21 protein-coding genes are annotated in these 18,561 nt (G+C 61.9%); 14 read left to right on the forward strand and 7 right to left on the reverse strand.

Going from position 1 to position 18,561, the window contains the following annotated elements:
- Positions 1 to 30: 30 nt before the first annotated feature.
- Complete coding sequence (locus ACEPP2_RS14685) at positions 31 to 387, reverse strand: ArsR/SmtB family transcription factor (protein WP_077549552.1); 357 nt, start codon at positions 385 to 387, stop codon at positions 31 to 33.
- A gap of 53 nt (positions 388 to 440) precedes the next feature.
- Positions 441 to 815 (reverse strand): thioredoxin domain-containing protein, encoded by a 375-nt coding sequence (locus ACEPP2_RS14690; RefSeq protein WP_395517017.1) that lies wholly within the window; start codon positions 813 to 815, stop codon positions 441 to 443.
- 67 nt (positions 816 to 882) lie between these two features.
- Between ACEPP2_RS14690 and ACEPP2_RS14695 the strand changes: the two genes are divergently transcribed.
- From ACEPP2_RS14695 to ACEPP2_RS14735, 9 genes are all read left to right on the forward strand, one after another.
- On the forward strand, positions 883 to 1,617 hold the full coding sequence (locus tag ACEPP2_RS14695; protein WP_152339595.1) for a cytochrome c biogenesis CcdA family protein: 735 nt from the start codon (positions 883 to 885) through the stop codon (positions 1,615 to 1,617).
- Positions 1,618 to 1,628: 11 nt separating this feature from the next.
- Complete coding sequence (locus ACEPP2_RS14700) at positions 1,629 to 2,219, forward strand: SoxW family protein (RefSeq protein WP_395517018.1); 591 nt, start codon at positions 1,629 to 1,631, stop codon at positions 2,217 to 2,219.
- Positions 2,220 to 2,341: 122 nt separating this feature from the next.
- On the forward strand, positions 2,342 to 2,806 hold the full coding sequence (soxX, locus tag ACEPP2_RS14705; protein WP_281976603.1) for a sulfur oxidation c-type cytochrome SoxX: 465 nt from the start codon (positions 2,342 to 2,344) through the stop codon (positions 2,804 to 2,806).
- 25 nt (positions 2,807 to 2,831) lie between these two features.
- Positions 2,832 to 3,281 (forward strand): thiosulfate oxidation carrier protein SoxY, encoded by a 450-nt coding sequence (soxY, locus tag ACEPP2_RS14710; RefSeq protein WP_077549547.1) that lies wholly within the window; start codon positions 2,832 to 2,834, stop codon positions 3,279 to 3,281.
- Between the two features lie 26 nt (positions 3,282 to 3,307).
- The gene (gene soxZ / locus ACEPP2_RS14715) at positions 3,308 to 3,637 is read left to right on the forward strand and encodes a thiosulfate oxidation carrier complex protein SoxZ (RefSeq protein ID WP_142589810.1); all 330 of its coding nucleotides are present in this window, start codon (positions 3,308 to 3,310) and stop codon (positions 3,635 to 3,637) included.
- Between the two features lie 75 nt (positions 3,638 to 3,712).
- Positions 3,713 to 4,567 (forward strand): sulfur oxidation c-type cytochrome SoxA, encoded by an 855-nt coding sequence (soxA, locus tag ACEPP2_RS14720; protein ID WP_395517019.1) that lies wholly within the window; start codon positions 3,713 to 3,715, stop codon positions 4,565 to 4,567.
- 68 nt (positions 4,568 to 4,635) lie between these two features.
- Positions 4,636 to 6,336: a thiosulfohydrolase SoxB gene (gene soxB, locus ACEPP2_RS14725; RefSeq protein ID WP_395517020.1), complete on the forward strand. Its 1,701-nt coding sequence runs from the start codon at positions 4,636 to 4,638 to the stop codon at positions 6,334 to 6,336.
- Between the two features lie 86 nt (positions 6,337 to 6,422).
- Entirely contained in the window at positions 6,423 to 7,685 is a 1,263-nt protein-coding gene (gene soxC / locus ACEPP2_RS14730) for a sulfite dehydrogenase (RefSeq protein WP_395517021.1), read from the forward strand.
- Complete coding sequence (locus ACEPP2_RS14735; protein WP_395517022.1) at positions 7,669 to 8,814, forward strand: c-type cytochrome; 1,146 nt, start codon at positions 7,669 to 7,671, stop codon at positions 8,812 to 8,814. The genes soxC and ACEPP2_RS14735 overlap by 17 nt, the downstream gene beginning before the upstream one ends.
- Positions 8,815 to 8,856: 42 nt before the next feature.
- On the opposite strand, the gene ACEPP2_RS14740 is transcribed toward ACEPP2_RS14735, so the two are convergent.
- From ACEPP2_RS14740 to ACEPP2_RS14760, 5 genes are all read right to left on the reverse strand, one after another.
- Positions 8,857 to 10,065, reverse strand: coding sequence for a DUF3422 domain-containing protein (locus tag ACEPP2_RS14740; protein WP_395517023.1), 1,209 nt, complete (start codon positions 10,063 to 10,065; stop codon positions 8,857 to 8,859).
- A 138-nt stretch (positions 10,066 to 10,203) separates the two neighbouring features.
- Entirely contained in the window at positions 10,204 to 10,689 is a 486-nt protein-coding gene (locus ACEPP2_RS14745; protein ID WP_077549541.1) for a DUF421 domain-containing protein, read from the reverse strand.
- A 144-nt stretch (positions 10,690 to 10,833) separates the two neighbouring features.
- Positions 10,834 to 11,043, reverse strand: coding sequence for a hypothetical protein (locus ACEPP2_RS14750; RefSeq protein WP_077549540.1), 210 nt, complete (start codon positions 11,041 to 11,043; stop codon positions 10,834 to 10,836).
- Between the two features lie 145 nt (positions 11,044 to 11,188).
- The gene (locus ACEPP2_RS14755) at positions 11,189 to 12,367 is read right to left on the reverse strand and encodes an HPP family protein (RefSeq protein ID WP_395517024.1); all 1,179 of its coding nucleotides are present in this window, start codon (positions 12,365 to 12,367) and stop codon (positions 11,189 to 11,191) included.
- A 105-nt stretch (positions 12,368 to 12,472) separates the two neighbouring features.
- Positions 12,473 to 15,112 (reverse strand): cation-translocating P-type ATPase, encoded by a 2,640-nt coding sequence (locus tag ACEPP2_RS14760; protein WP_395517081.1) that lies wholly within the window; start codon positions 15,110 to 15,112, stop codon positions 12,473 to 12,475.
- A 214-nt stretch (positions 15,113 to 15,326) separates the two neighbouring features.
- Between ACEPP2_RS14760 and ACEPP2_RS14765 the strand changes: the two genes are divergently transcribed.
- The 5 genes from ACEPP2_RS14765 to ACEPP2_RS14785 all read left to right on the forward strand — a co-directional run bounded on the left by ACEPP2_RS14765 (position 15,327) and on the right by ACEPP2_RS14785 (position 18,415).
- Positions 15,327 to 16,157 carry a universal stress protein gene (locus ACEPP2_RS14765; RefSeq protein WP_152339601.1) on the forward strand — a complete coding sequence of 277 codons (831 nt, stop codon included), beginning with the start codon at positions 15,327 to 15,329 and terminating at the stop codon, positions 16,155 to 16,157.
- A gap of 100 nt (positions 16,158 to 16,257) precedes the next feature.
- On the forward strand, positions 16,258 to 17,208 hold the full coding sequence (locus tag ACEPP2_RS14770; RefSeq protein WP_152339602.1) for an NAD(P)/FAD-dependent oxidoreductase: 951 nt from the start codon (positions 16,258 to 16,260) through the stop codon (positions 17,206 to 17,208).
- Positions 17,209 to 17,275: 67 nt separating this feature from the next.
- Positions 17,276 to 17,560: a hypothetical protein gene (locus tag ACEPP2_RS14775; RefSeq protein ID WP_152339603.1), complete on the forward strand. Its 285-nt coding sequence runs from the start codon at positions 17,276 to 17,278 to the stop codon at positions 17,558 to 17,560.
- A gap of 114 nt (positions 17,561 to 17,674) precedes the next feature.
- Positions 17,675 to 18,073 (forward strand): DUF983 domain-containing protein, encoded by a 399-nt coding sequence (locus ACEPP2_RS14780; RefSeq protein WP_077549534.1) that lies wholly within the window; start codon positions 17,675 to 17,677, stop codon positions 18,071 to 18,073.
- Between the two features lie 87 nt (positions 18,074 to 18,160).
- Complete coding sequence (locus ACEPP2_RS14785) at positions 18,161 to 18,415, forward strand: hypothetical protein (protein WP_139346356.1); 255 nt, start codon at positions 18,161 to 18,163, stop codon at positions 18,413 to 18,415.
- The last annotated feature ends 146 nt before the right edge of the window (positions 18,416 to 18,561 follow it).

Genomic DNA, 18,561 nt, shown 5'->3' on the forward strand with positions numbered 1-18,561 from the left:
TTCTCGGCGATTGCCGCTCTGTCGAGGCCGTCAGGCTTCGCTTTCGCTATTCCTGACAGGTGCGCAGAACAGGTCGTATAGGGTGCCGATAACCGGGGCGACTTCCGTGCTGGCGAGCGAATAGTATATCACGCGGCCATCCCGGCGCGTATTCACCAGTCGATCAAATCGCAGGCGCGCCAGCTGCTGGGAGACGGCGGCCTGGGTCATGCCCATAATCTCTTCAAGCTCCGACACGGACCTTTCCCCCTCAGTCAAAAGGCAGAGGATGACCAGTCGGTCTTCGTGCGACAGCGCCTTCAAGAGTTCGCTGGCCTTGCGCGCCTGGGCAAAGAGCTTCTCCCGCTCCTCCTGCGTCTGCAGCGTGCTGAACTTGGGGAGGCTCATGCGAATGCTCCTGGGGTCACGTCTCCGGTGCCGCGGCTTGTTTTCGTGGATAGCTAGTCTTCGGGAAGCCTGTCAATGAGTTCACCGATCTGAAACCAGAAGAACTCGTCGCCGGGATATCCTCGCAAACGTCCAATTTCCTTGCCGTCATCCATGAGGATGAAGGTTGGCGTGAACCGCTCCGGTTCAAGTTTCGGAAGGTCCTCCGGCCACGGCTGCGTGATGTCGACCCGGCGAAGCGGTGCGCGCGCGCCTTCTGCAGTGTGCGGCCAGGCCGGCGCGATCTCGGCGTTGAACTTTGCGCACCAGGGGCAGCCCGGCTGCTCCAGCATGATGAGCTGCGTCTGGGCATCCGCTTGCACCGGCAGTGCAAGAGCCGAAAGAAGTGCCAGCAGGAGAATTGAGCGGTGAAGGATCGAAAGCGTCATTTGCAATACATAGCAATTTCTGAATACATAGGACAGTCATTAGTGCGGCGTGTTCGGGAGGAATTGCATGCTTGACGTCGGTCTGTGGGGGGCTTTCCTGGCGGGGCTTCTCTCCTTTGTGTCGCCTTGCGTGCTGCCCATCGTGCCGCCCTACCTCGCATGGCTTGCCGGCGTGAGCTTTGATCGCCTCAAGGACAGCAATCCGGGTGCAGCCGAACGTCGCCAGATCGTGCTGTCGGCGGTGTTCTTCGTGCTTGGCTTTTCAACGGTCTTCGTTGCGCTTGGCGCGACTGCCAGCGTCATCGGCAAGACGATCGCGCAATATTTCGATGTGCTCTCCGTCATCGCCGGCGTCCTCATCATCCTGATGGGCCTGCACTTCCTGAAAGTCTTCCAGATCGGCCTGCTCTACAGGGAAGCGCGCGTCCAGGTGGCGTCGAAGCCTGCCGGGTTCGCCGGTGCCTTCGTCATGGGCCTGGCCTTCGCCTTCGGCTGGACCCCTTGTGTCGGCCCGGTTCTTGCCGCCATTCTCTTCGTCGCGGGCGGGGAGGGGACGGCGGCAAAGGGAAGCTTGCTGCTCGCGGCCTACTCGCTGGGCATCGGCCTTCCCTTCATTGCATCGGCCGTCTTCGCCAGCCGCTTTCTGGACTGGGTGGCACGGTTCCGGAGGCACATGCGCAAGGTGGAGATTGCGCTCGGCCTGTTCCTGATCATGACCGGCATCCTGTTCGTTACTGGCCAGATGTCGGCGATAGCATTCTGGCTGCTGGAGACCTTCCCGGTCTTCCAGTCCATCGGATAGGAGGAGAGAAAATGTTGAAGTTTCTGGGCCTGACCCTGCTCGCAGTCATGGTGGCGAGCCTGCCTGCCCGTGCAGTGACTGTGGGCGAAGACGGTCTTCACAAGGAGGACTGGTTCTCGATGACGTTCCGCGACATCAAGGAAGATGTTGCGGACGCGAAGGCTGCGGGAAAACGGCTCGCAATCGTCTTCGAACAGCGCGGCTGCATCTACTGTCGGGAGATGCACGAGAAGATCCTCTCCGACCCGGAGGTTCGCGACTACATCAAGGCGAACTTCATGGTGGTCCAGTACAACATGTTCGGCGACGAGGAGGTGACGGATCTCGACGGAGAGACGCTGACCGAGAAAAGTGCTGCGCGCAAGTGGGGCTATGTCTTCACGCCGACCATCGTCTTTTTCCCCGAGGAGGTGACCAGTGATGTTCCCGTCAGCGAGGCCGCCGTTGCGACCATGCCGGGCGCCTTCGGGAAATGGACGTTCCTCAACATGTTCCGGTGGGTGCGCGAGAAGGGCTACGAGGGGGACGAGCACTTCCAGACCTATCACGCGCGCATCATCCAGGAGTTGCGGGCAGCGGGCAGGCTGGGTGCTGAGGAATAGCTGCCGACAGAAACATTCAAGAATTCATATTTATCTATTGATAGCTGCAGGGCATGAAGCTATCGTTTCGGCCAAGACTCGAGCCGCCGTTCAGGTTCGACGAGTTTGGGAGGACTCGACACATGCATCGCTTCTTCGTCTGTGCCGCCATGGCCGGTGTTCTCGGCACGCAGGTCGCGATAGCGTCCGACATCGCGCCCACTGATGTGAAATTCGAGGACATGAGCATTGGTCAGTCGCTGACGGGCGTGCCGGGCAACCCGGAGGAGGGCGCCAAGGTGCTCGCCAATCGAGGCCTCGGCAACTGTCTCGCCTGTCATGCGGTGACGCCGCTCGAGAGCGAGCAATTCCATGGCAATGTCGGGCCATCCCTCGACGGTGTGGCTGATCGGTGGTCGGCCGAGGAACTGCGGGCGATCGTCGTGAATGCCAAGCACATCTTCACAGAGCAAACCGTCATGCCTGCCTTCTACAGTCTCGAATACGGCATCAACCCCCGCAAGGATCTGGAGGGCAAGACCATACTGACGGCGCAGCAGGTCGAAGATGTGGTCGCGTATCTCGGTACGCTGAAGGAACCCGAGTGAGATTTCCGGAAAGAGGAGAAGAATTATGAGTATCAGCAGGCGTCAGATGCTCGGCGTTTCAGCCGGTTTCGCGCTGATGTCGGTGGCGGGCACGCGCATTGCCCTGGCCGATGTCGAGGCAACGGACAAGTTCATCATGGAGTTTACCGGCGGCAAGAAGCCGGAGACCGGCAAGATCACCCTTACCGCCCCGGAGATTGCGGAGAACGGCAATACGGTGCCGGTGTCGGTCGAGGTGGAAAGCGCAATGACCGACGGTGATCTGGTGGAGTCGGTCCTGCTCGTTGCAGACGGCAATCCCAACCCAGACGTTGCGACCTTCCATTTCACTGCGATGAGCGGAACTGCGGCAGCCACCACTCGCATGCGCCTTGCGAAGACGCAGAACGTGATCGCCGTCGCCAAGATGGCAGACGGCTCGGTCTTCATGGACAAGAAGGAAGTCAAGGTCACCATCGGCGGCTGCGGCGGCTGACGGGATCGACAAGGGAGTAGATTGACATGGCAGCAAAACCAAAGCCGCGGATCAAGGTGCCGAAGGAAGCCAAGGCAGGCGAGGTGATCTCGCTCAAGACCCTGATCAGCCACGAAATGGAATCGGGTCAGCGGAAGGACAAGGACGGCAACGTCATCCCGCGCAAGATCATCAACAAGTTCGCCTGCGAGTTCAATGGTGCACCGGTCTTCTCGTGCGACATCGACCCGGCAATCTCGGCGAACCCCTATTTCGAGTTCACCGCCAAGGTGAGCGAAAGCGGCACGTTCAAGTTCACCTGGACCGATGACGACGGCTCTGTCTACACGGACGAGCACGAGATCACCGTCAACTGAGACATGCCCGCCGGAATCCGGCGGGCTTCGCAATCCGGTTCGCCTGAGGGCGGTGTTATCTTGGGAGGGGTAACGATGAGGAAAATTTCTGTCCTGGTGCTGGCCGGAATGTCATCGATTTCGAGCTTGGCCATGGTCGCTTATGCCGACCCGGTCGACGACAGCCTGGAGATCGACGGGACGCCGATCATCACGCGGGCCAAGGCACCCGAAGGGCATCCCTTCGACGAAGTGCTGTCGGGCTGGCTGTTCCGGGAAGCTGAGACGCGGGCGACGGAAGCCGATTCCTTCGCCAATCCAGGCATGTTGTCGGTCGAGCGGGGTGAGGAAATCTGGAACACGGTGGAAGGCACCGCGGGGAAATCCTGCGCCTCTTGCCACAACGACGCGTCGGAAACGATGAAGGATGTTGGCGCGCATTTCCCAAAATGGGACGCCGCAGCCAACAAGCCGAAGAACCTCGAGCTCCAGATAAACCACTGTCGCACCGAACAGATGGGTGCGGAGCCCTACAAGTTCGATGCCGAGGGGCAGGTGGCGCTGACCACTTACATCAAGCACCAATCTCTCGGCACACCAGTCTCGATCGACCTCAAGGAAGGCGAGATGCAGTCCTGGTGGGACAAGGGCAAGGAGCTCTATTACACGCGCACCGGCCAGCTCGACTTCTCCTGTGCCTCCTGCCACGAACAGAGCATGGGCAAGTACATCCGGGCGGACCATCTCAGCCAAGGCCAAAACAACGGCTTCCCGACCTATCGCTTCAATACCGGCGGCATGGTCTCCCTGCATAACCGTTTCCGGGGCTGCATTCGCGACACCCGTGCCGAGATGCCTGCTGCATTCTCCGATGAGTTGATGGCGCTCGAGGTTTACGTGACCTGGCGTGGGACGGGCCTCTCCGTCGAGACGCCGGCCGTTCGCCAGTAGTCGGCGATACAAACACAAATCATTTTGTAGAGGTGCAGCATGGGCTGCACCCGCCAAGGAGTGCATGAATGTTTTCACGTCGAGAGATGCTCATGGGCGCAGCTGCCCTGTCGGCGATCCTCGGGTCCGGCCTTGCCGGCCGGTGGTCGCGCGTCGCGGCGCAACAGTCCCTGTCCGAGCAGGACCTGCTGGCCTTCGAGCCCCTCGGTAATGTCACTATCCTGCACCTCACAGACATCCACGCCCAGCTCATGCCCGTCTACTTCCGGGAGCCTTCGGTCAACCTCGGCGTCGGTGGCGTCGCCGGCTTGCCGCCGCATGTTTCGGGAGCGGATTTCCTGAAGCTCTACGGCGTTGAGCCGGGCACCCCGGAAGCCTATGCCTTCACGTCGGAAGACTTCGTGTCGCTCGCGAGAAGCTACGGCAAGATGGGTGGTCTTGATCGGATCGCCACCATCGTGAAGCAGGTGCGCGCCGAGCGTGGCGAGGACGTGCTTCTTCTGGACGGTGGCGATACGTGGCAGGGGAGCTACACCTCTCTGCAGACCAAGGGGCAGGACATGGTCGATGCCATGAACAGCCTTTCGCCGGACGCCATGACCGGACACTGGGAGTTCACCTACGGCACGGAGCAAGTCCAGGAACTCATCGACGGCTTGCCGTTCCCCTTCCTCGGCAGCAACATCTTCGACGCCGAATGGGACGAGCCCGCGTTCGAGGCCTACAAGATGTTCGAGAAGGGCGGCGCCAGGATTGCCGTCATCGGTCAGGCCTTCCCCTATACGCCGATCGCGAACCCGCGCTGGATGTTTCCCAACTGGTCGTTCGGCATCCGCGAGGAGGAGGTGGCGAAAAATGTCGCCGCGGCCCGCGAGGAGGGAGCCGACATCGTCGTGCTGCTCTCCCACAACGGCTTCGACGTGGATCGCGCGCTTGCCGCGCGTGTCGAAGGGATCGATGTCATCCTCACGGGCCACACCCATGACGCGATCCCGGAGCCGGTCATCGTCGGCAAGACCCTGCTGATCGCGTCGGGATCGCACGGCAAGTTCGTGACGCGCCTGGACCTCGACGTGCAGGATGGTGCTCTCAAGGGATATCGCCACAAGCTGATCCCGGTCTTTTCCGACGTCATCAAGCCGGACGCCGATATGGCGAAGCTCATCGCCGACATCCGGGCGCCCTATGAGGCCGAGCTGTCGCGCGAGCTGGCCACCACGGAGAGCCTGCTTTACCGCCGGGGCAATTTCAACGGCACCTTTGACGATCTCATCTGCCAGGCCCTGCTCGATGTCCGGGAGGCGGACATCTCACTTTCCCCGGGCTTCCGCTGGGGCACGTCGGTGCTGCCCGGCCAGAAGATCACGGTGGAGGATGTGCACAACGCATGTTCGATGACGTATCCCAGCGCCTACCGTAACACGATGACCGGCCAGACGCTGAAGGATGTGCTGGAGGACGTGGCCGACAACCTGTTCAACAAGGATCCCTACTATCAGCAGGGTGGCGACATGGTCCGTGTCGGCGGTATGGGCTATGCGATCAATCCGGAAGGCGAGATGGGTTCGCGCATTTCCGCAATGACGCTGCTCAAGACCGGCGAGCCGATCGAGGCGTCGAAGGAATATACGGTGGCCGGCTGGGCATCCATTAACGAGGCAACTGAAGGGCCGGCAATCTGGGATGTGGTCGAGGAGTTTCTTGCCCGCAATCCCGTCGTGACGGTCGAGGAAAATCAGTCGGTCAAGGTGGAAAGCCGCAAAATCTAGGCTCATGCCGCATTGGCAGGAGTAGCGCGCCCTGATATATAGGAAAAATTGAATGTTTATCTGTGTCATCTGTTCGGGAGGAACTGATGAAATCTGACACCAATCCCACCCGCCGATCCTTCCTGCGAGCAGGGCTTGCAGGCGGCGCTGCGATCGCGGGGGGCGCAGGCGGCGCCTTCGCAGCCGGCGATCCGCTGATCACCGAGATCCAGGACTGGAACCGTTACCTCGGTGAGGGGGTGGATGCCCGTCCCTATGGTTCCCCATCGCAGTTCGAGGCACACGTCGTTCGCAAGAACGTCCCCTGGCTGACGTCGGATGCGGTTTCCTCCGTCAACTTCACGCCGCTGCATGAACTGGACGGCATTGTCACGCCGAGCGGGCTCTGCTTCGAGCGGCACCATGGCGGGATTGCAGAAATCGATCCGGCGCAGCACCGCCTCATGATCAATGGCATGGTCGAGAAGGCGCTCGTCTTCACGATGGCGGACCTCAAGCGTTTTCCGCGCGAAAACAAGCTCTACTTCCTGGAATGCGCTGCCAATTCCGGCATGGAATGGCGGGGCGCGCAGCTCAATGGCTGCCAGTATACCCATGGCATGATCCATTGCGTCATGTATACGGGCGTGCCGCTGCGGACGATCCTGGAGGAAGCCGGGGTCAAGCCGGAGGGCAAGTGGCTGCTCGCCGAGGGTGCGGACGCCTCCGCGATGACGCGCTCCATCCCGCTGGAGAAGGCGATGGAGGACTGCATGGTTGCCTTCGGCATGAACGGTGAGGCTCTGCGTCCCGAGCAGGGCTACCCGATCCGCCTCGTCGTTCCCGGTTGGGAAGGCAATATGTGGGTCAAGTGGCTGCGCCGGCTGGAGATCGGTGACGAGCCGTGGCATCAGCGCGAGGAGACGTCGAAGTACACGGATCTTCTCCCCAATGGGAAGGCTCGCCGCTTCACCTACGTGATGGATGTGAAGTCCGTCATCACCAATCCCAGCCCGCAGGCGCCCATCACGCACGGCAAGGGGCCACTGGTGATCAGCGGGCTTGCCTGGTCCGGGAATGGCCGCATCAAGCGCGTCGACGTGACGACGGATGGCGGCCGCAACTGGCACACCGCCCGGATTGACGGGCCGGCCCTGCCGAAGGCGCTTCACCGTTTCTACTACGAATTCGACTGGGATGGTTCTGAACTGTTTCTGCAGTCGCGTGCCATCGACGAGGATGGATTTGTTCAGCCGACGAAGGACGAGCTGCGATCGGTCCGCGGGTCGAATTCCATCTACCACAACAACGGCATCCAGACGTGGTACGTCAACAAGGACGGAGGCATCGAAAATGTCGAGATCTTTTAAGACGATCGCGGTTCTGGGCTTCGCCGCATTCGCAGGCGCGACCAGCGTCCTGGCGGACGATCCGGAAGCCGGCAAGAAGGTCTTCGCCAAGTGCGCGGCCTGTCATGCGGTGGGAGAGGGGGCAAAGAACAGGGTTGGCCCGCATCTCAATGACGTGATCGGTCGCAAGGCGGGGGCGATCGAGGACTACAAGTACTCGAAGGCGATGATGGAAGCCGGCGCGGGCGGACTAGTCTGGGATGAGGACAATCTGAAGGCCTATCTCGCCAATCCGCGCGGGCTCGTCAAAGGCACGAAGATGGCCTTTGCCGGCCTCAAGTCCGAAGATGATCTGAGCAATGTCATCGCTTATCTCGAGACGTTCTCGGAGAAGCAGGCGTCAGCCGCCACGCCACCAGAGACGGTAACGGAGCCCGAGGCAGAAGCGGCACAGGATGTGGCGGAAGCGACGCCTTCCGCGGCCCCGCAGGATGCTTCCGACACTGCGGAGATACCGGCGGGCACGGAGCCCGGGGCGGGTAAGCACTTCAAGCTCGGCCGCGCCGCAACGCCGGAAGAGGTCGCTGCATGGGATATCGACGTGCGCCCGGACGGCCTCGGTCTGCCCGAGGGTCGCGGAACCGTGGCCCATGGCATGGAAATCTATGACGAGAACTGTGCCTCCTGCCATGGCGATTTCGGCGAGGCGGTCGGACGGTGGCCGGTTCTCGCCGGTGGCCAGGGAACGCTTCAGGCGGAACGTCCGGAAAAGACGATCGGCTCCTATTGGCCCTATCTGTCCACAGTCTATGACTATGTGCGTCGGGCCATGCCATTCGGCAACGCACGCTCCCTTTCCGACGACGACGTCTACGCGCTCACCGCCTATCTCCTCTACCTCAACGATGTCGTGACGGACGAGGAATTCGAGCTGTCCAAGGAGAACTTCACCGAGATCCAGTTGCCGAATGAACCCAATTTCATCGACGACGATCGCCGGGAAGAGCCGTTCTATGCGGAGAAGAAAGAGCCGTGCATGGAAAATTGCCGTCCCGGCAAGGCAGAAATCAGCATGCACGCTGCCATTCTCGACGTCACTCCGGAGGACGCCGGCGAAGACGACCAGTCAGCCGGTGGCGGTATCGACTGAGCTGCGGAGGCCCAGAACGCGTCTGCGACCCCTGGACCTCCTTCATTTTCCGGACGTGAGGGCATGCCTTACCCGCAGGATTGTCAGTGCCACGGCGCCGACGACGACAGGTATGGATATCAGCATGACCAGTGGGCTTACGCTGTAGCTGGCATATTTCATGCTCTCCGTCACCACCTTCAGGAGGCTCAGGAGGTAGTAGCTGATGGCGATGATCGAGAAGCCCTCGACTGCCCGTTGAATCCTGATCTGGGTGGCGGTCCTCTCGGCCATCGCCTTTATCTGCAGAGAGTTCTGGTATTCGATCTCGACCTGTATGCGCGTCTGTAGGAGGTCGATGAGATGCATGGTCGCGCGTGACAGCTGATCGAGGCGCACGGCTGTCGCGGCGCAGGTGCGCACGGCAGGCTTGAACCGCCGGTCAACAAAGACGCCGAAGCGCTGGAAGCCTTCGACGCGTTCTTCGCGAAGCTCCGCGATCCGTTCATCGACGATTGCCGCATAGGCGGCTGTTGCGCCGAACCGGTTGCGTGTCTCTGCCGTCGCCGAGATCACCTCGGCCGAAAGCGCGGTAATGTCGTCCAGCAATCTCTTGTGCTCGGACCTCGGGGTCGCCAGGTTGCGATTGCTCAGTTCAACCAGCTTCGCATCATAATCTCCCAGAAGCGGTGCGAGGCGTCGCGCTTCAGGCAGGCCCAGCAGTGCCATGGCACGGTAGGTCTCGATCTCGTAGATTCTCCTCACCATACGCCCCAGGCGGGGTGCGTTCAGGTCCTGATTGAAGAGAACGACGCGGATCGACCCGTCGCCGTGAAGACGGAAGTCGGAGCAGACATGGGCAGAACCTCGGCCGACCGAGGAGACGGCGGTGTCGCCGAAACCGAGCTTCGAGAGGACCGGCGCGATTTCAGGCGGGGCCGGACCTGTGACCAGGATGGACGTCCGGCAGATAAGCTCAGCATCGGGCGTCGCCGCCAGTTCCTGAAAGTCTGCGACCGAAAGCTGGCTTTCAGGCCATTCCACCGGCTGCGTGTCCAGTTGCGTCACCACGGTGATGGTGATGAATTCTGTATGATACTCGATCTGGCTGCGAACATGCCTGTCGCCAGCAACAGGCGCACCGACAACCGCCTGCGTACTATGCTGGCCAAGGAACTTGGCCGGCATGAGCGCAACATGCTCGACAATCGCGGGTCCAAGAAATTTGATGGAGGGACGCGCATGCAGTTCGGCATTGCAGTCGTTGGCCATTGAACCCGGTCCTCGCTTCGCAATCCGACTGTTCTAGCAGCTATTTTCAGTCCCTCTCAGATCGCAGCATCGTCTGCGACAGCAAGTCGCTGCTGCGTCCGGCAGATGTGCGGCCCCGAAAATTAAGACCGTGGTTGCTCAGTCCTGCCGCGGGATGATGCTGAGCGAACCGTCGCTTTCCAGGATCACTGCTTCCACGTTCTCCAGCCCTTGCAGGCCCTGCGCACGAACGGCCGACAAGACCTCGTCCTCTGTCAGCCGTTGCCTCACCATCGCATCGCCATAGAAGATCCCGTGGCGGGCGAGGAGGCTCGGCTGGGACCTGACCAGCTTGGCAAACCGTGTGGAGCGCACGGAGAGGAACGTCACCAGGTACTGAAGGGCAATGAGCAACCCAAGTGCGGTGACACCCTGGGCCAGGGATATCGACTTCTGCAGGAGGACGGATGACAAGGTCGATCCGAGCGCAACCGTCACTACCAGGTCGAAGGCATTAAGCTTGGCAAGGGTCCGCTTGCCGGAGATCCGGATAAACAGGATGACCGAGACGTAAGCCAACAGCCCCACCATGATAGTCCTGAATATGTTCTCCCATTCCTGGAAGAACATGTCGCTCCAGTTCAAAACGTTCTCCTTCTAAAGAGGCTTGAACCGGTGGGCGCGACCTTGGTTCCATGTGCCGCGCGGGACACTTGAACAGTTCGGCGTTGATCCAAACGCGGTGCGGCTAGACGTCCGGAAGGCCAACTCGCTCGCTATCGCATTTCTCTAGAGTGAGTGTCCGGCTTCCTGCCGTAGCCTCAGCGCGGCGGAAAGGAGCGATCTCGTCCGGAAGGCAGCCATCGGCAGTGGCCCCTGACCATCCCGGGCAGAGCGAATCTGCTCCTCCACATAGTCGAGCGCCTCAGCGATCTCCTCACTGCACACAGTATCGTCGCCTGCCAGTCTCCTTGCCATCACTGCTATTGGGTCTTGCATGACGCTCCCACTGGATGGATACGCATTCAACGTAGTTGTTTATGTGCGTATTGTATCCTCTACTCACGTTGCGCTGCATTCAAGCTGCCCCAGAAGTATTTTCGTACCTTGGTTAAATTCAGAGGTTCGAAAATACTACGCTCAGTCACCCGGCTTCAGCGTAGTCGGACGCAAACGTCGCCATTCCTGTTCGACCATTCTGGAAGAGTGCGGCGATAAGATCGGACTGGGTGATGATGCCGACCACGTGATTGTCGTGGTCGACCACCGGCATGTGGTGGAGGCCCATGTCCGCCATCGGGGGCACAAGCTTGGCGATCATGGTCTCTGGAAGGGCGGACTGGACGCGCCGCGTCATGATGTCGGAGACGGTTCGGGGCACGCCCGGCCGGCGGACTAGCCCGCCGGCGCGCGTTGCGAGCTTCAGCCCGCCTTTCTGGTTGAGGACGGACATGCGCATGAAATCGGTCTGTGTCACGATGCCGACGAGCTGGCGGTCCGGCGCGACCACGGGGAGCGCCTTGATCTTTGCGCGGACCAGCACTTCCCATGCCGCTTTCAGGCTGGTTTCCGGTGTGACGGTCAGGACGTCGCGGGACATGACCTCGGCGCAGGTAATCTCGCCGGAGCGGCGCTCGTAGGCGCGGATCTGCGCCTGGTGGAGGAGAGCATCGAGATCTTCGAGGCTGATGTTGACGACCTCGTCATACTGCTCCAGCACGGCACGGAGATCGTCGGGAACGACGCCGATGCGGTGGGAGGGGGTGGCATCGACGGTGCCATGGGAATTCTGCGTGGCTGGGGGCGCGACATGCGGATAGCGCCGCCCTGTCGCATTGTTGAACGCATAGGCGCTGACGAGCAGCAGGATCGTGTTCAAGCCGACCGGCGAGAGGACGAACCAATAGCCCAACTCATGAATGGAGGCTCCGCCGACGACGGCGGTGAGCGCGACGGCGCCGCTCGGTGGGTGCAGGCAGTTGAGGAGCAGCATGAGCGCGATCGAGAGCGCGATCGCACTTCCGGCGGCGATCACCGGATCCGCAATGGCGAGTGCGCAGGTGACGCCGATGACGGCCGAGACGAGATTGCCGCCAAGGATCGACCAGGGCTGGGCGAGCGGGCTGCTCGGCGCCGCGAACAGCAGAACGGCAGAGGCGCCCATCGGCGCGATGAGCAGGGGGAGCGCGTCGCTATCGCCAAGCGCCATCCGCGACAGGAGACCCGTCAGCATGATGCCGACCAGCGCGCCGACGGACGCTCGCATGCGTTCTGCCGAACTGACCGGCACGATCGAAGGGTTGAGACGTCGGAGGAGAGACATGGGGAGCGGTACTCGACTGCGGGAGCAGACGACTAACAGGCCGAGCGATGATGCAGGAGGCAAATTCCTCCAAACTTCGCCTCTCTGCTAGAAAATCCGTGGCGGTCAGCGTTTGGTAACCGGCTCCACGATGTCACGTGACCGCCGTGCCTCGGTGCGGCGCAGGCGCAACTTGTCCAGTTCCGTCACCACGATAATCGATGCCGCGCCAAGAAGCATCAGGGCCCATTCCGCCAGGCTGATCGGGGCGAGATCGAGGGTGTCGCGCAGCCAGGGTATGTACATCGCGGCAATGTGGAGCGCCTGGGCAATGATGATGATCACCACCAGGAGCGGATTACCGAGGAGGGGGATCGAAAAGATAGAGCGCCGCTCGGACCGGCTGGTGAAGGTCTGAACGTTCTCGAACATCACGAAGAGGAGGAGAAGCAGGTTGCGCGCCTGGGACACCTCGTATCCTTGCGCGAGCAGCCAGTAGAACAGGCCAAAGCCACCGAAGCCCATTACTGCGACGGTGACAAGGATGCGCCGGATCATGATGGCATCGAAGATCGGCTCCCGGGGGCGTCGCGGAGGGCGTTGGAGTTCGTCTCCTTCCCGCTTTTCGCCGGCCAGGGCCACGTCCTGGATGCCGTTGGTTACGAGGTTCAGCCAGAGCAACTGGACGGGAAGGAGCGGCATGGGCAGCCCGAGCGGGATCGCCAGCAGGAACAGCAGGACCTCGGCAATCCCGGTCGTCACCAGCATCAGGATGACCTTGCGGATGTTGCTGTAGGCCACACGCCCCTCGCGGATGCCTCTGACGATGGACGAGAAGTTGTCGTCGGTGATAACGATATCGGCGCTCTCCTTTGCGACGTCCGTCCCCTTCCGGCCCATGGCGACGCCGACATGCGCATGCTTCAGCGCCGGTGCATCATTGATGCCGTCCCCCGTGACGGCGACGAAGTGCCCGTTGCGGGCAAGCGACCGAACGATGGCAAGCTTCTGTGCCGGCGCCACGCGAGCATAGATGCGGGCGCGCGCAGTCAGTGCATCGAGGCCGGCTTCTCCAGTCTCCTCGGCCGATTCGACATCGTGGCCAGTAACCACCTGGTCCTCTTTGAAGGAGAGTCCTGCGTGCCGTGCAATGGTGGCGGCCGTCTGCGGGTCATCGCCCGTAACCATGGCAATCTCGACGCCTGCGGAACGGCAGTCGGCAACCGCCTGGGGCACTTCGGGACGGACGGGATCCTGCATCCCGACCATCCCGAGGAAGACGAGATCGACGAGGTGGTGAGCCCCAAGGTCGCTGCTCTCTCCCGAGGAAATCTCGCCGTCGGCAAATGCCAGCACGCGAAGACCTCGGGCCGCCATCTCCTCCTTCTGTCGCAGAAGGGCATCCCGGTCGATCGGCACGAATTCCGTACCCATGTCCATCCGGTCCGCCATGCCGATCAGCGTCTCCGGGGAACCTTTGGCGAAGACGCGCACGACATCGCCGCGCTGGTGGAAGGAGGCGGCGTATTTCAGGTCCGGCTCGTAGGGGATGCGGGTGAGAAGCGGGTAGTGCTCCGCCAGCGCCTGATGCTCCAGGCCTGCCTTGCGTGCGGCGGCCAGCAGGGCGACGTCGACGGTGTCACCGACCCCAGCCCAGCCATTCTCATCCCGGATCAGCGCGCCTTCGTTGGGCATCGAGGCTGCCTTGAACAGACGGGAGACACGGTCGTTTGCCGAAAGGTCATGTCCTGTGTCACCGAGGATCCGGCAGGCGTCGATCTCGCTTCCCGTCTCGCACTCGAAACGGCTGCCGCCTGGAAGCACGATATCCGTCACCGTCAGTTCGTTCAGGGTGAGCGTGCCGGTCTTGTCGGTCGCGATCATCGTGCAGGAGCCGAGCGCTTCGACGGCGGGCATGCGGCGCACGATCACGTTCTCTCTCGCCATGCGGCGCATGCTGATTGCCAGGGCGACGGAAATGGCCACCGGCAATCCTTCCGGTATCGCGCTGACGGCGAGGCCGACGGCCATCAGGAAGAGGTCCCCCCAGGCGAGCCCCCGGATCAGGCCCACCAGGATGAGGAAGAGCATGGCAAAGCCGACGAGCCACGCAATCAGGTTGGAGAACTTGGCAAGCCGGATCATCAGCGGCGGCTTGGCGGAGGACTTCTTTCCAAGTTCCGCCGCGATCTTGCCGATCTCGCTCGACATGCCCGTCGCGACGACCACGCCCCGCCCACGCCCCCTCGTGACGAGGGTGCCGGCAAAGGCGGGAACGGCATTCTCCTGCCCGGGCGGGATGATCTTTTTCATGGGAGCGGATTCTCCCGTCAGCAGGGACTCGTCGCATTGAAGGTCGGTGGCCTGGAACACGCTGACGTCTGCAGGCACCCGCGCGCCGGCCTCCAGCAGGACGATATCACCCGGCACGACGAGCCGGGCCGGGATCGTCACTACGGCCTGGTTGCGCAGCACCGTCGCGGTCGCCTCCTCGAGCTTCCGCAGAGCCGCGGCGGCCCGTCCGGCGGAATGTTCCTGCACTCCGCCGACGATGCCGTTCAAGACGAGCACGAACCCGATGAAGAAGCTGTCCTCAAGGTCTCCCAGGGCCGCCGAAAGGGCCGCCGCGACAAGCAGGATGTAGATGAGCGGGCTGCGGAACTGCAGCAGGAAAGTCATCAGGAATGAAGGGATCTTCGGCTCGGGAAGGAGGTTGGCGCCGAAGCGGGCCAGTCGTTCCTCAGCTTCGAGCGCTGTCAATCCCATCTTGGCAGAGGTCGGGTCGCTCACTCGGCTTTTCCGGTCATTGTCAGAGAGACGTGCGGGTTGTCCGCCAGCCTATTCGAGATAACCAAGCCGAGGTTGATATATGTCAACAACGGTTCCGCTCCCTGTGCAAGGATCAGCATGCCTGGGGCAGTTCCTGGGAGACTGTCGATGCCGGTGAACGGCTTCGGGATCGTTACGAGAGGAGATTGGAATGCCGTTCAAGACTGTCTTGGCCGTTGTCGGGGGCAAGGACACTGTCGCTGACCTTCAGCAGGCGATATCGCTTTGCGCCGGGAGCGAGGCGCATCTTTCGGTCCTGGCGTTGCAGGTGGCGCTGTCGCCGACACTGAGCGACTATCCTGTAGATACGGATTGGCTGGATCGCCGGCACCATCACCAGCACGACTTCAAGGCGGCCGCCGAGGCGCACGATGCGGCCTGCGCTGGCAGCGGGATCTCCTATGACTTCGCCAGCTTCTACGACGAGCCTGTGTTCCTGACCGAGGAACTGACCCGCCGCGCCTTCTATGCCGACCTCATAACGGTAGGCCCCCGGGTCATGACAAATGCTTCTCTGATCGGCATCGTCGTCAACGGTGGGCTGTTCGACGCCATGTCGCCGGTGCTGTTGCTGCCCGAGGGAGATCAGGCAAGCCTGCGCCCGAAACGGATCATGCTGGGTTGGAACAACAAGATCGAGGCGATACGGGCGGTTCGGGAATCGATGGACATGCTGATGGCCGCCGAAGCGGTCGATGTGGCCGTCGTCGATCCGACGAGCCCTTATGCGGATCATGATGGCGAGCCCGGCGCCGAACTTGCGACATTCCTGGCGCGGCATGGGGTGAATGTGACCGTGGACCAGATACCAAGCGGCGGGCGGCCCGTCGAAGACGTGTTGAACCAACGTGCTCTCGAAGTATCGGCGGATATGCTGGTTCTCGGTGCCTATGGCCATGCCCGCTGGAGGCAGCGGATATTCGGCGGCGTGACCAGTTCGATGATGAAGGGTGTCAGACTGCCCACGCTTCTGGTCCGCTGATCGCAGGCCCATGTCGCGAGAGGGTCGCGTCGAACAACTCTGGGAACCCTGGTCTTCCGGATGAGTTGTCGCCGCCTGAAGGCGTGGTAGCGAGAACAGTATGGAAAGCGGTACGACAGGCGCAGGTTCTGCGCGGCAGGACTTGTCAGGGACGCCGTTCGACTGCGTGGTTGTCGGCGGTGGGCCCGGCGGCATGACGGCCGCCATCTACCTTGCCCGGATGAACCGGAAGACGCTCGTTGTCGATGGCGGAGCAAGCCGTGCCTCACTCATTCCGCGATCCTACAACCATCCAGGTTTTCCCGGCGGTATCAGGGGCGAGGCTCTTCTGGCGCGAATGCGCGAGCAATTGGCACTGTTGCGGGTCCCGGTGGTCGAAGCCGCGGCGTCGAGCGTCGAAAAGACAGAGGACAGTTTCTTCCGAGTCCGCCTCGATGACGGTTCCGGCTTGACGGCGCAGAGCATCATCCTGGCCACCGGGCTGAAGGACAACCTCCCGCCCTTTGCGGACGCGGAAGACATGATCGCCGGCGGTTATCTGCGGATATGCCCGATCTGCGACGGGTTCGAGATCGCCGGCCGGCCGGTCTGCGTGATCGGCAATAGCCTGCGGGCAGTGGCCGAAGCCCGTTTCCTGCAGACGTTCAGCGATACTGTCTGCATCGCCACACTCGGCGAAAGTCCGGAGTGGGACGGGGACACTGAAGCGTCCCTGATGGAGGAGCGGATCGGCGTGATCACGGCCGCCCTTTCATCGGTGGAGCGGGCAGGCGAGAGTGAGACGTCGCTGACATTTTCTGACGGTAGGCGGCTCGAACAGGTGGTTCTTTACTCCGCTCTCGGGGTGCGTCCGCGCTCGCGCCTTGCCGCCGGCCTCGGGATCGTCCTCGAGGAAGACGGACGGATCGGTACCGGCGCCCATCAGGAGACGGCGGTTGACGGCTGCTTCGCGGTCGGCGACGTAGTGACAGGGCTCAATCAGTTGGGAGTGGCCATGGCTCAGGGCGAGATCGCTGCGGTCGCCGTCCACAATCGGCTGCGGGGCGTCTGACGCCGGAGGAACCGGTGCGGTCGCTCCTCGTTTTCCGGTGAAGCACGCCGACCAGGGAGAGTGGGCTATGAGATACTTGCTGATCATCGCAGCCTTGGCGCTGACCGTCTCCGGGTGCACATCCGGCTCGCTCAGCGATGCGCCAGGTCTGGAGCCGATTCCCGGCAGCATCACCTATGGCGGCCAGCCGCGCACACGATTGACGAAGGCGCCGGTCGGAAGCTCGGTCAACCATCAGTTTACGAACAATCTCGGCCAGCGGGTCGAGGAGCGCTACGTGATCCAGCCTGATCGCAGCCTCAAGCTCGTCTCGCGGCGCATCTACCGCGGCTGGCCCTTCGACGATCTTTGATTGGCCGGCATTCGAAACCTCCCCACATCGGGTCACTTTGACGCGCACGGCACGAAACCCTTGCCGCCTGCCGGGGTTGGGCGTTTAAGGGACCGGTTCGGGAAAGGAAATAGCATGTCATCTGACGCCCAGTGGCCCCCATTGTCTCCCTATAGCACCGGTGTTCGGGGACGCTGCCCGCGCTGTGGCCAAGGCCACCTGTTCAACGGCTTTCTGACGCTCCGGCAGAAATGCGAGGTGTGCGACCTCGACTATTCCTTCGCTGATCCTGCGGATGGCCCTGCCTTCTTCGTCATGTGCTTCGCCTGCGTCCCGAGCGTCGCGCTCGCGGTCTGGATCGAAGTGGCCTTCCAGCCGCCTTTCTGGGTGCACCTGCTGACCTCGCTGCCATTCATGCTGCTGACATGCATTCCGCCACTGAGGCCGCTGAAGGGGTGGCTGGTGGCAAGCCAGTATTTCTACAAGGCGGAGCAGGGACGGATCGACCGGGAGCATGGGCGACATCCTGTCTGACGGGCGCGGGCGGCGCGGGCTCCACGAAGATCAAGGAACCTTTCCCGCCTGAAACAATTCGTCAGGTACAGATAAGGACGGAGCCTGATGATGCTGAATGTCGAGAACAACAACGATGACGAAACCCACCGCCGCGCTCTCGCCGTTGAAGGAGCGATGCTCATGCTGATCGATGGGCTGGCGGCGCGCGGCACGATCTCAGCCGATGAGGCTGAAGACATGTTGCGCATACTCTCGAAGAGTTCTGACTTTTCGGCGGCACGTGCTTCCGGTTCGCTCCGCATCATCGATCATTTGCGGCGGCTGCGCGGTGGCGACGGTCAGGTGACCCCGGGCGCTTGACCAGTGCCTGCAGCTCTGCGGCCGCTCTCTCGGAGACACTCCAGCAATATCAATTTCATGCCGCCGCATCTCATGGATGCGGCGGCATTTTTGTTTCACCCCTTGGCTGGCTGCTCCTCGATCCGCCGGGAACTTAGCTCCAGCGT

The sequence above is a fragment of the Pseudorhizobium flavum genome (genome assembly GCF_044142885.1).
Classification (GTDB): Bacteria; Pseudomonadota; Alphaproteobacteria; order Rhizobiales; family Rhizobiaceae; genus Neorhizobium; species Neorhizobium flavum.

Excerpts from the sequence above, each read along its gene's own strand:
- ACEPP2_RS14685 (WP_077549552.1), bottom strand. The coding sequence starts at position 387 with ATGAGCCTCCCCAAGTTCAGCACGCTGCAGACGCAGGAGGAGCGGGAG.
- ACEPP2_RS14690 (WP_395517017.1), bottom strand. The coding sequence starts at position 815 with ATGACGCTTTCGATCCTTCACCGCTCAATTCTCCTGCTGGCACTTCTT.
- ACEPP2_RS14695 (WP_152339595.1), top strand. The coding sequence starts at position 883 with ATGCTTGACGTCGGTCTGTGGGGGGCTTTCCTGGCGGGGCTTCTCTCC.
- ACEPP2_RS14700 (WP_395517018.1), top strand. The coding sequence starts at position 1,629 with ATGTTGAAGTTTCTGGGCCTGACCCTGCTCGCAGTCATGGTGGCGAGC.
- soxX (WP_281976603.1), top strand. The coding sequence starts at position 2,342 with ATGCATCGCTTCTTCGTCTGTGCCGCCATGGCCGGTGTTCTCGGCACG.
- soxY (WP_077549547.1), top strand. The coding sequence starts at position 2,832 with ATGAGTATCAGCAGGCGTCAGATGCTCGGCGTTTCAGCCGGTTTCGCG.
- soxZ (WP_142589810.1), top strand. The coding sequence starts at position 3,308 with ATGGCAGCAAAACCAAAGCCGCGGATCAAGGTGCCGAAGGAAGCCAAG.
- soxA (WP_395517019.1), top strand. The coding sequence starts at position 3,713 with ATGAGGAAAATTTCTGTCCTGGTGCTGGCCGGAATGTCATCGATTTCG.
- soxB (WP_395517020.1), top strand. The coding sequence starts at position 4,636 with ATGTTTTCACGTCGAGAGATGCTCATGGGCGCAGCTGCCCTGTCGGCG.
- soxC (WP_395517021.1), top strand. The coding sequence starts at position 6,423 with ATGAAATCTGACACCAATCCCACCCGCCGATCCTTCCTGCGAGCAGGG.
- ACEPP2_RS14735 (WP_395517022.1), top strand. The coding sequence starts at position 7,669 with ATGTCGAGATCTTTTAAGACGATCGCGGTTCTGGGCTTCGCCGCATTC.
- ACEPP2_RS14740 (WP_395517023.1), bottom strand. The coding sequence starts at position 10,065 with ATGGCCAACGACTGCAATGCCGAACTGCATGCGCGTCCCTCCATCAAA.
- ACEPP2_RS14750 (WP_077549540.1), bottom strand. The coding sequence starts at position 11,043 with ATGCAAGACCCAATAGCAGTGATGGCAAGGAGACTGGCAGGCGACGAT.
- ACEPP2_RS14755 (WP_395517024.1), bottom strand. The coding sequence starts at position 12,367 with ATGTCTCTCCTCCGACGTCTCAACCCTTCGATCGTGCCGGTCAGTTCG.
- ACEPP2_RS14760 (WP_395517081.1), bottom strand. The coding sequence starts at position 15,112 with ATGGGATTGACAGCGCTCGAAGCTGAGGAACGACTGGCCCGCTTCGGC.
- ACEPP2_RS14765 (WP_152339601.1), top strand. The coding sequence starts at position 15,327 with ATGCCGTTCAAGACTGTCTTGGCCGTTGTCGGGGGCAAGGACACTGTC.
- ACEPP2_RS14770 (WP_152339602.1), top strand. The coding sequence starts at position 16,258 with ATGGAAAGCGGTACGACAGGCGCAGGTTCTGCGCGGCAGGACTTGTCA.
- ACEPP2_RS14775 (WP_152339603.1), top strand. The coding sequence starts at position 17,276 with ATGAGATACTTGCTGATCATCGCAGCCTTGGCGCTGACCGTCTCCGGG.
- ACEPP2_RS14780 (WP_077549534.1), top strand. The coding sequence starts at position 17,675 with ATGTCATCTGACGCCCAGTGGCCCCCATTGTCTCCCTATAGCACCGGT.
- ACEPP2_RS14785 (WP_139346356.1), top strand. The coding sequence starts at position 18,161 with ATGATGCTGAATGTCGAGAACAACAACGATGACGAAACCCACCGCCGC.